This window comes from Nonomuraea sp. NPDC049709 (genome assembly GCF_040674815.1).
Taxonomy (GTDB): Bacteria; Actinomycetota; Actinomycetes; order Streptosporangiales; family Streptosporangiaceae; genus Nonomuraea.
Genome location: NZ_JBFANM010000170.1, coordinates 1 through 9,085, shown reverse-complemented (window position 1 = coordinate 9,085; position 9,085 = coordinate 1). Strand labels below are relative to the sequence as shown.

At 68.7% G+C, this 9,085-nt stretch carries 9 protein-coding genes; 3 read left to right on the top strand and 6 right to left on the bottom strand.

Annotated features, from left to right (window positions below):
- A partial coding sequence (locus AB0J69_RS60910; protein ID WP_364138333.1) for a DEAD/DEAH box helicase occupies nucleotides 1–2,071 on the bottom strand: 2,071 nt, incomplete at its 3' end.
- Nucleotides 2,072–2,422: 351 nt separating this feature from the next.
- Here AB0J69_RS60910 and AB0J69_RS60905 point away from each other — a divergent pair.
- Nucleotides 2,423–3,067 (top strand): ferritin-like fold-containing protein, encoded by a 645-nt coding sequence (locus AB0J69_RS60905; RefSeq protein WP_364138330.1) that lies wholly within the window; start codon nucleotides 2,423–2,425, stop codon nucleotides 3,065–3,067.
- A gap of 361 nt (nucleotides 3,068–3,428) precedes the next feature.
- Here AB0J69_RS60905 and AB0J69_RS60900 read toward each other — a convergent pair whose 3' ends face one another.
- The 5 genes from AB0J69_RS60900 to ligD (AB0J69_RS60880) all read right to left on the bottom strand — a co-directional run bounded on the left by AB0J69_RS60900 (nucleotide 3,429) and on the right by ligD (AB0J69_RS60880) (nucleotide 6,535).
- Nucleotides 3,429–3,662 (bottom strand): DUF3107 domain-containing protein, encoded by a 234-nt coding sequence (locus tag AB0J69_RS60900; protein ID WP_364138327.1) that lies wholly within the window; start codon nucleotides 3,660–3,662, stop codon nucleotides 3,429–3,431.
- 87 nt (nucleotides 3,663–3,749) lie between these two features.
- A complete protein-coding gene (locus AB0J69_RS60895; protein ID WP_364138324.1) occupies nucleotides 3,750–4,370 on the bottom strand; it encodes a TetR/AcrR family transcriptional regulator in 621 nt (206 codons plus the stop codon).
- 162 nt (nucleotides 4,371–4,532) lie between these two features.
- Nucleotides 4,533–4,742, bottom strand: a complete 210-nt coding sequence (locus tag AB0J69_RS60890; RefSeq protein WP_364138321.1) for a hypothetical protein — start codon at nucleotides 4,740–4,742, stop codon at nucleotides 4,533–4,535.
- Between the two features lie 42 nt (nucleotides 4,743–4,784).
- Nucleotides 4,785–5,657: a non-homologous end-joining DNA ligase gene (gene ligD / locus AB0J69_RS60885; RefSeq protein ID WP_364138319.1), complete on the bottom strand. Its 873-nt coding sequence runs from the start codon at nucleotides 5,655–5,657 to the stop codon at nucleotides 4,785–4,787.
- Nucleotides 5,654–6,535, bottom strand: a complete 882-nt coding sequence (gene ligD, locus AB0J69_RS60880) for a non-homologous end-joining DNA ligase (protein WP_364138317.1) — start codon at nucleotides 6,533–6,535, stop codon at nucleotides 5,654–5,656. The genes ligD (AB0J69_RS60885) and ligD (AB0J69_RS60880) overlap by 4 nt, the downstream gene beginning before the upstream one ends.
- 81 nt (nucleotides 6,536–6,616) lie before the next feature.
- Between ligD (AB0J69_RS60880) and AB0J69_RS60875 the strand changes: the two genes are divergently transcribed.
- Both AB0J69_RS60875 and AB0J69_RS60870 read left to right on the top strand, forming a co-directional pair.
- Nucleotides 6,617–7,501 carry a Ku protein gene (locus AB0J69_RS60875; protein WP_364138314.1) on the top strand — a complete coding sequence of 295 codons (885 nt, stop codon included), beginning with the start codon at nucleotides 6,617–6,619 and terminating at the stop codon, nucleotides 7,499–7,501.
- A 957-nt stretch (nucleotides 7,502–8,458) separates the two neighbouring features.
- Nucleotides 8,459–8,776 carry a hypothetical protein gene (locus AB0J69_RS60870; RefSeq protein ID WP_364138311.1) on the top strand — a complete coding sequence of 106 codons (318 nt, stop codon included), beginning with the start codon at nucleotides 8,459–8,461 and terminating at the stop codon, nucleotides 8,774–8,776.
- The last annotated feature ends 309 nt before the right edge of the window (nucleotides 8,777–9,085 follow it).

Genomic DNA, 9,085 nt, shown 5'->3' with positions numbered 1-9,085 from the left:
CGGTGCCGAACTCCGGGGTGTTGGTCTTGCCCACGGTGACGGCGCCCGCCGCGCGCAGCCGCCGCACGATCAGGTCGTCCTCGTCGCCGCCGCCACCACCACGGGGCTGGCGGCGCTGCTGCTTCCGCTCGGTCGCGGCCGACGGCGCGATGTCGTCGTCGTCCGTGGCCAGGTCGGGTGACTGGAAGATCACCGCGAACGGGCTGGGCGGGATGATCCGCTCCGGCTCCCGGCGGACCGGCGGAGGCGGCGTCGACAGGAAGCTCGGCTCGAGCTCCGGCTCCGGCCGTGCGACCGGCTCGGGCCGGCTCTCCGCGGCCGGTGCGGTCTGCCGCTCGGCCGCCGGTGCGGTCCGGCGCTCGGCCACCGGCGCCGCCGGCGGCTCCGTGACCTTCTCGACCGTCTCGGCCGGCTGGATCGGCTCGACCGACTCGACCGGCTCGACCGGCTCCTGCACGGCGGCGGTCCGGCGGGTGCGGACGCGCCTGACCGGCGCCGCCTCCTCGGCCTCCTGGGCGGGGGCCTCGGCGGCGGGACCGCGCGAGCGCGTGCCGTTCGCCGGCGCCACCTCGTCGGGCGCCTCGGCGGCGGCCCGGCGCGAGCGGACCCGCTTCACCGGCGCCTCGGGGGCGTCGGCGAGAGCCTGCTCGATGGCCGTGGAGGCCGCGCCCCTGCGCGCACGGGCACGCTTGGGCTCGGTGGCCGCCTGGATCTCGTCCGTTGTGAAGATGGCTGGAGTCTCCTCCGTCTTGGCATCCACGAGTTCGACCTCCGGCCTCTCGACGGGTGCGGTCTCGGTCAGCTCTCTCCCGCCGCGGGTGCGGCGGCGCTGGCGAGAGGTACGGGCAGGGCGCTCCTCGCGCTCGTCACGCTCGTCACGGCGTCGCCCGCCACGTGTGCGGGTGCGGCCGGTCTCCCCGAGATCCTCGATGCGCTCCGCGGACAGCCCCGCGCGCGAACGACTCGCGTGCGGCAGGACGCCCTTGGTGCCCTCGGGGATCGCGAGCTCGGAGTAGACGTGCGGCGAGGTGGAGTAGGACTCCACGGGCTCGGCGAAGTCCATCCCGAGCATCTGGTTGATCATCTTCCAGCGGGTCAGCTCCTCCCACTCCACGAACGTGACCGCGATGCCCGTGCGCCCGGCCCGGCCGGTGCGGCCGATGCGGTGCACGTAGGTCTTGTCGTCGGTGGGGCAGTCGTAGTTGACCACGTGGGTGACGTCGTCGATGTCGATGCCGCGGGCCGCCACGTCGGTGGCCACCAGCACATCGATCTTGCCGTTGCGGAACGCGCGCAGCGCCTGCTCGCGCTGGCCCTGGCCGAGGTCGCCGTGGACGGCCGCGACCGCGAAACCACGCGTGTCGAGCTGCTCGGCGACCATGTCGCAGGCCCGCTTGGTCTCGCAGAAGACCATGGTGAGACCGCGGCCGTCGGCCTGCAGCAGCCGGCCGAGGATCTCGATCTTGTCCATGCGGTGCGTACGCCACACGATCTGGCGCACCTGCGGCGTGGTCTCGTTCTCGCCGGTCTCGTGCTCGGCGCGTACGTGCGTCGGGCGGTTGAGGTATTTGCGCGACAGCGCGACGATCTCGCCCGGCATGGTCGCCGAGAACAGCATCGTCTGCCGCTCCGCGGGGATCAGCTTGAAGATCCGCTCGATGTCAGGCAGGAAGCCCAGGTCGAGCATGCGGTCGGCCTCGTCGAGGACGAGGGAGGTGACCTGGCTCAGGTCGAGGTGCTTCTGCTTGACCAGGTCGAGCAGGCGGCCGGGGGTGCCGACGATGACGTCGACCCCGGCCTTGAGCGCCTCGATCTGCGGCTCGTACGCGCGACCGCCGTACACGGTCAGGACCCGGGAACCGAGCTTGCCGGCCGCGGTCACGAGGTCCTCGCTGACCTGCGTGGCCAGCTCACGGGTCGGTACGACGACCAGCCCGCGGGGCTTCTTGCGATTCTTGCGCGGCTTGCCGATGCTCTGGAGCATCGCGATGCCGAACGCGTAGGTTTTTCCCGTGCCCGTGCGTGCCTGGCCGATCAGGTCCTGGCCGGTCAGGGCGAGCGGGAGCGCCATCTCCTGGATGGGGAACGGTGTGACGATACCCTCGGTCTCGAGGGCATCGGCGATCTCTGGTGTGACTCCGAGGTCTCGGAAAGTCGTCAGCGTGGCCTGCCTCAGTCTCAAATGAAGGCGGGCCTGCCGGGACCGACGGGCCGAAAACAGCCCCGTGTCGTGGGTCCTCGCGGTAGAGCCAGCCCTCTCGCGTCATCAGCGACCGCGCACCCGGGGATTCGGGGGGTAATCGGGGGAATCCCCCGAATTAACACAGTGCGGTCGCACTTTCACAGAGCAGTGTACTCGATACCACAACGCTGACCGAGCTTGCTTATGTTCCCGAAGATTCTCCGAAGTACGCTGCCTTCCATGAAGGAGTCTCCTGGAGTCGTCGACCTGCTGGGTGTGCTGGCCTATGCCGAGCTTAGCGCCTACGCGCGCATGACCGAGGACGCCGCCACTCTGGCGCCCTCGCTGGCCGACCGGGCGGCGCTGAGCGAGCTGGCCGTGACCGAGTACGCCCACTTCCGTCTCCTGCGCGACCGGCTGACCGAGCTGGGAGCCGATCCCGACGCGGCGATGTCGCCGTTCGTGGGCGCCCTGGACGCCTGGCACGCGCAGACGAGGCCGGCCGACTGGCTGCAGGCGCTGGTCAAGACATATGTGGGCGACGGCATCGCGCTCGATTTCTACCGGGAGGCGGCCAGGCACCTCGATCCCTCGATCGCCCGGCTGGTGGACGAGGTGCTGGTGGACGGGGAGCGCTCGCAGTTCACGGTCGACCGGGTCAGGGCGGGGATCGAGGCCGAGCCGACGTCCGCCGGGCGGCTGGCGCTCTGGGCGCGGCGGCTGGTCGGGGAGGCGCTCAGCCAGGGGCAGCAGGTGGCCTCGGCGCGGCCCGAGCTGGCGCTGCTGCTCATGGAGTCGCTGGGGGAGGGCCAAACCGATATCTCCCGGCTCTTCGCGAAGCTGACCGAGGCCCACAACAAGCGCATGGCCGCGATGGGCCTCTGAGCTCCGGCCGTTGTCCGTCATTTCGGGACATCTGCGGGTGCTCGAAGAGGCGGGTCTGGTCATCGAGCGGCGCGAGGGCACGAAACGGTTGTACCGTGCGAGGCATGAGGGCCTCGCGCCGCTACGGCAGTTCCTTGACGAGATGTGGGCCGAATCGCTGGACCTCGCGCGCCGTGTTGCGGAGGGAGAGCGCGGGTTGTCCGGCCACCGAGCTGAGGCGTCATCACGTCTCCCGGCGCCGAAAGCCTCGGGGCTGTCAGCTCGGCGGGCCACGGACCCGGGGCTGAGCTCGTCCCGCCGGACGCTGGGGGAGTGCTCGTGAAGGGTACGGCGACTGAGCCGTACCCCCCGCTTGTGAGCCTTAGAGCGTGCCGCCGAATCCGACCGGCCTGGACTCGTCCTCACCGATCTCGATGAACCCGAGCGCGGCCACCGGCACCACGACCCGCCTGCCCTTCGCGTCCGTGATCGCGAACACGCCGCCGCGATCGACGGACAACGCGTTTCTGATCTCCTCTTCGACCTGCTCAGCGCTGAGGTCGGTCTCAACAACGAGTTCGCGGTGTACGGAGCGTACGCCGATCTTGATTTCCATGGTGGCTCCCTTGTCGACGGGGTGGCTCCATCCCATCGTCGTCGCTCGTACCCGTGAAAAGGCGAATGATCGCGCCCAGCGAACGGGTTATGCCGTACGCGGAAATCCGCTGATGCCGCGCCAGGCCAGCCGCGCCATCAACTGCTCGGCCGCGTCCTTGGGGATGGAGCCGTGGGTGGTCACCCAGTAGCGGGCGCTCACCTCCGCCATGCCGACCAGGCCGACCCCCAGCAGGTGTGCCTCGTCGCTGGTGCAGCCGGTGTCCTCCTGGATGAGCTCGCTGACCATCTCCGCGCACTCCTGCAGCGAGCGTTCGACCCGCTGCCGCACCGGTGCGACGTTACGCAGGTCGGACTCGAAGACCAGGCGGAACGCCTCGCCCTGCGTGGAGACGAAGTCGAAGAACGCGCTGAACGTGGCCTGCACGCGCAGTTTGTTCTCGTGCGTGGAGGCCAGCGCCTCCCGGCAGCGGTTGACCATGTCGTCGACGTGCAGGTCGAGCAGCGCCAGATAGAGCTCCAGCTTGCCGGGGAAGTGCTGGTAGAGCACCGGCTTGCTGACCCCGGCCCGCTCGGCGATCTCGTCCATGGCGGCCGCGTGATAGCCGTTCTCCACGAAAACTTCCTGCGCGGCGCTCAGGAGCTGCCGGCGGCGGGCCAGGCGGGGCAGCCGGGTGCCCCGGGGCTTGGCATCCGGGGTTGCGGTCACGCGGGTCTCCATTTTGGTCTCTCAGCGGGCTGTGCGGACATCCTACGTGCGGGGTAGGCCACCGCTCGGCGACGGCCGTGAGCGGCGCGCGCCCCTCGCGCAGGCCACTTGCTCGGCCCCTCGCCAGGGTCACTCGCTCAGGTCGACGCGGCCGGGCCGGGCTCAGCGGTAGTCGTCATCGTCGAGGTCCACCACGCGGTCCTGATCGGCCCCGTCGGCGGGATCGACGTCCAGCGGCAGCTCGCGGCGCAGCCGGCCCACGCTCTGGAGCATGTCGCGGTGCTGCTCGACCGCGTCGGCCTCGGGCGTCTCGATCGACAGCTCCCCCTCTTCCTCTTCGAGGTAAGGGCTCTCGTCCCCGCGTATGTCCATCTCCGACATCTCGGTCCCCCTCTCGGTGTGGACGGGTCCAGCCTACGCCCGGCCGAAAAGGTCGCCGCGCTTCTCCGCTCTGGCGAGTACGTCGGGCGCGGTGAAGACCAGGTCCTCAGGCCGCTCGCAACCCTCGACCTCCTTCCAGGTCAGCGGTGTCGAGACGGTCGGCTGCTCCCTGGCCCGCAGCGAGTAGGGGGCGACGGTGGTCTTGGCCGGGTTGTTCTGGCTCCAGTCGATGAACACCTTGCCGGGCCGCGCCTTCTTCGTCATGACGCTGACGACCTCGCCGGGATGCTCCTTCTCCAGGAACTGGGCCAGCCTCTTGGCGAACGCGGAGGGCTCCTCGCGGCAGTCCCAGTCCGCGTACAGCTGCATGCCCTTGTTGCCACTGGTCTTCGGCACGGCGGTGAGCCCCTCGGCCTTCAGCACCTCGCGCAGCATGAGAGCCACCCGCGTGCACTCGACGATCGTCGCGGGTGCGCCGGGGTCGAGGTCGAACACCAGCGTGTCGGGCGGCAGCGCCGTGCCCTCCTCGTCCACGCGCCACTGGGGGACGTGCAGCTCCAGGGCGGCGAGGTTGGCGTAGTAGACGAGCGTGGGCAGGTCGTCCACGACGGCGAAGTCGATGGTCTCGCGGTTCTTGGTGCTGCCGGGGGCGGGCAGGTTCACCCGCCTGACCCAGCCGGGGGTGTGCTCTGGGGCGTTCTTCTCGAAGAAGAACTGGCCGGTGACGCCGTTCGGGTAACGCTTGACGGTCAGGGGCCTGCCCTGGAGGTGCGGCAGCAGTACGGGCGCGATGCGGCTGTAGTAGTCGATGACCTCGGCCTTGGTGAAGCCGTAGTCGGGGTAGAGGACCTTGTCCAGGTTGCTCAGCGTCAGCTCGCGCCCGTCCACCTTGACCGGCACCTTCATAGCCTCACCTCCGGGGGGAGCTTGTCGGGGCGCAGCCCGCGCCACACGGGGTGCCGCAGCCGCTGCTCGTCGGTCCACATCGTGTAGGCCACCTCCCCGACCAGATCAGGCCTAACCCATCGATTACGCCACGGAACCTCATTGGAGAACGGGCTGTGCGGGATCTCCAGGGGCAGCAGCCTCTGGTACAGCTCGTCCAGCACGGCGTCGGTGAACCCCGTGCCGACATGGCCCACGTACGTCAGACCCGCGTCCGTGAACACCCCCATGACCAGCGACCCGACCCCGCCCGACCGGCGCCCCTTGCCGGGTTTCCAGCCGCCGATCACCACCTCGCGGGCGGTCAGGTTCTTGACCTTGATCCACCAGGGGGAGCGCGTGCCCGCCCGGTAGGGGGAGTCGAGGCGCTTGGCGACCACGCCTTCGAGGCCCTGCTCGTACGTGGCGGCGAGCAGGCCGGAGTCGCCGGGGAAGTACGGGGGCGCGCCGATGTCCAGCTCGTCGAGCAGCGCGCGGCGGTCGCGGTAGGACAGGTCGAACAGCGGGGTGCCGTCGAGGTAGAGCAGGTCGAACGGCATGTACGTGATGGGGTAGAGCTCCAGCATGACCGGCTCAGGGTCGGTGAGGTGCATGCGATGTTGCAGCCGCTCGAAACTGGGGCGGCCGCGCGGGTCCAGGGCCACGACCTCGCCGTCGATGATCGCGTTCTTGACCCCGAACCCCGAAATTTCTGGATACCGCCGGGTGTACTCCACCCCGTGTCTGCCCGTCACTCTCATCCCACCGTCAACATGGATGAGCGCGCGGATGCCGTCCCACTTGACCTCCAAGCCGTACCGGTCGGGATCGGAGGGTAGTTCCCCAGGTACAGCAAGCATTGGTTCGATTGGGTATGGCATTGGTTGCCCCATGACGGGTATGTGCCCATCGGTGAGGCCGTTGAGAGCTGAGGAGTGCCCATGCGCAGCATCTGGAAGGGTGCGATCTCCTTTGGGCTGGTCACGATCCCGGTAAAGCTCTATTCGGCGACCGAACAGAAGGACGTGACGTTCCACCAGGTGCACCGCGAGGACGGCGGCCGGATCCGCTACAAGCGCGTGTGCACGCAGGACGGTGAAGAGGTCCCCTACTCCGACATCGCCAAGGGGTACGAGCTGGCGAGCGGCGAGATCGTCGTGCTCACCGACGAGGACTTCGAGGGCCTGCCGCTGACCACGTCCCGCCGGATCGACGTCCTCCAGTTCACGCCCGCGGAGCAGATCGACCCCATCTACTTCGCCAAGTCGTACTACCTGGAGCCCGACGCGCAGGGGGCGAAGCCGTACGTGCTGCTGCGCAACGCCCTGGAGAGCTCCGGCCAGGTGGCGGTGGTCAAGGTGGCACTGCGCCAGCGGGAGTCGCTGGCCACGCTGAGGGTCAGGGACGGCGTGTTCGTCCTGGAGACGATGCTCTGGCCGGACGAGATCCGCACGCCGGACTTCGGCTTCCTGGAGGAGGACATCGAAGTACGCGCCCAGGAGCTCAAGATGGCCGAGTCCCTCATCACCACCATGGAGTCGGACTTCGACCCGAGCGAGTACCACGACACCTACCGCGAGGCCCTGCAGCAGGTCATCGAGGCGAAGGTGGCCGGCAAGGAGGTCATCCCGGCCCGCGAGGAGGAGGAGGCCGGGCCCGCGGTGGACCTCATGGCGGCGCTGAGGGCGAGCGTGGAGGCGGCGAAGCGGGAGCGCGAGGGCGAGCCGGCCAAGCCGAAGAAGGCGGCCGGGAAGGCCGCGTCCGCCGGCAAGGACAAGGACGAGGAGAAGGCCCCGGCGAAGCGGAAGACCCGCAAGTCCGCGTAGAACCTTCCCTGCTGCCGTCCCCCGGACGGTGAGGTCTCCCACGGCGGTTGTGGTGCGTTCGTCCCGTGCGCCTTCGAGCCAGGGACCCGCGCACTGGCGTGCGCCTGTTCCTCTTCGCCTCCAGAATCACCCGAGCCGGTGCTGTGGCCCTTCGAGCTGAGCGGCGGCCGGCATGCGCGTGGCCGGTGGCGTGTGCGGGGTCAGGCCCACAGGTACGGGCCCCGGCGCGATCGGACGACCGGGTCCGGCCAGTTGACGAACTTCTCCCTGTGCGGGCGGTGACAGGCGGAGGTTGCGCTTGCACCCGCTCGGCACCGTATGGCTGAACTCGCGTGCGGTGTCGTTGTGCAGGGCGACGTGCCGTGCCACCGCCGCCCGGAGGGCGCCAGGTCGCTCCTGGGCGCCCGGGGCGGCGGGAGGGTGAGCGTGATGTGGCGGGCCTGGAGGTGGGCGGGTTCCGCGGGTCCACGCGTTCGTACGGCCGGCGGTGATCGAGGCGGACCAGAGCCGCCAGTCGGCCGACCCCTCGGCGAGCCGGTCGGCACCGATGACCGAGACCGGGTGACCGCCGGGCAGCGGCGTCGTCGGACGCGGGCCGTGGGCGCGTGGGCGAATGTGAGGCGTTCGAGCTCGGCGAGCTGAGCGCGGTCAATGAGGGTCGTGCACTGTCGCGGGCGCCCCGTCCGTACCCATGGCCGGCGGCCGGGCGCGACCGGCCGCCAATCGATCATCAATTGGGACATATCGGGATATTTCGTGCTATTTCATTGGATAAATGTTTAATGCGAGCAATAAGATTGTTAATGCAGAGCAAAATGGAGTCGTATCTGTTTGCCCGTGCTTCTGCCGGTAATGACACATATCGTGGATGACTCTTCAGTAGCCGTCCAACACCTGTTTCTGGGTTATCCGGAAACGTCGAGAACGGGGCAATCGATCCTTTAGGGGGAAAACGCAATGCCCAAGCTCAAAAGTGTTATCGCAGGCCTCGCCATCAGCACGGCGATGACCGGTGGCGTGGTCAGTGTGGGCGCCGCGACGACCACGGCCAGCGCTGGTGCCGCCACCCAGGTCAGCACTGGTACCTCCGTCCTCAACAGCTGCGGCTGGGGCTGGCGCCGGTGCGGCTGGGGTTGGGGCTGGGGACACCGTCGTCACCACCACCACAAGCTCCGCCTGAAGGTCAAGGTCTTCAACCGCAACTACAACCGTAATCACTTCGAGCACCACAGGGACCACCGGGACGACAGGAACCGCACCGAAACGCCAAGGTGAAATGACCGTGAGTTGATGGCGCAGGGATGAGCTCCCGTCTTTTCGGCGGGACATCGGGAACGGTCCGCAATTTCGATCGCGGTTCGGCCTGAGGTTTTCATTTCTCCTCGTCTCCACGGCAACCTGGTGAGGGCTCTCCCGGCAATGGCCGGGGGGCCCTCGCCGCGTCGTTTTCCCCGCTGCATTGTTTCTTTTCTCGCGGACTTGACGTGGAAAAACTGGGCAATTCCGGTTTGTGGGGCTTTCGGCTGGAAATATGCAGGGTGCGGATGATTTGTTAGTCGTCATCCGGGTTGTTTCCCTGGCGGG

Coding starts and splice junctions, on each gene's coding strand:
- AB0J69_RS60905 (WP_364138330.1), top strand. CDS start 2,423: ATGAAGGAGTCTCCTGGAGTCGTCGACCTGCTGGGTGTGCTGGCCTAT.
- AB0J69_RS60900 (WP_364138327.1), bottom strand. CDS start 3,662: ATGGAAATCAAGATCGGCGTACGCTCCGTACACCGCGAACTCGTTGTT.
- AB0J69_RS60890 (WP_364138321.1), bottom strand. CDS start 4,742: ATGGACATACGCGGGGACGAGAGCCCTTACCTCGAAGAGGAAGAGGGG.
- ligD (WP_364138319.1), bottom strand. CDS start 5,657: ATGAAGGTGCCGGTCAAGGTGGACGGGCGCGAGCTGACGCTGAGCAAC.
- ligD (WP_364138317.1), bottom strand. CDS start 6,535: ATGCTTGCTGTACCTGGGGAACTACCCTCCGATCCCGACCGGTACGGC.
- AB0J69_RS60875 (WP_364138314.1), top strand. CDS start 6,617: ATGCGCAGCATCTGGAAGGGTGCGATCTCCTTTGGGCTGGTCACGATC.
- AB0J69_RS60870 (WP_364138311.1), top strand. CDS start 8,459: ATGCCCAAGCTCAAAAGTGTTATCGCAGGCCTCGCCATCAGCACGGCG.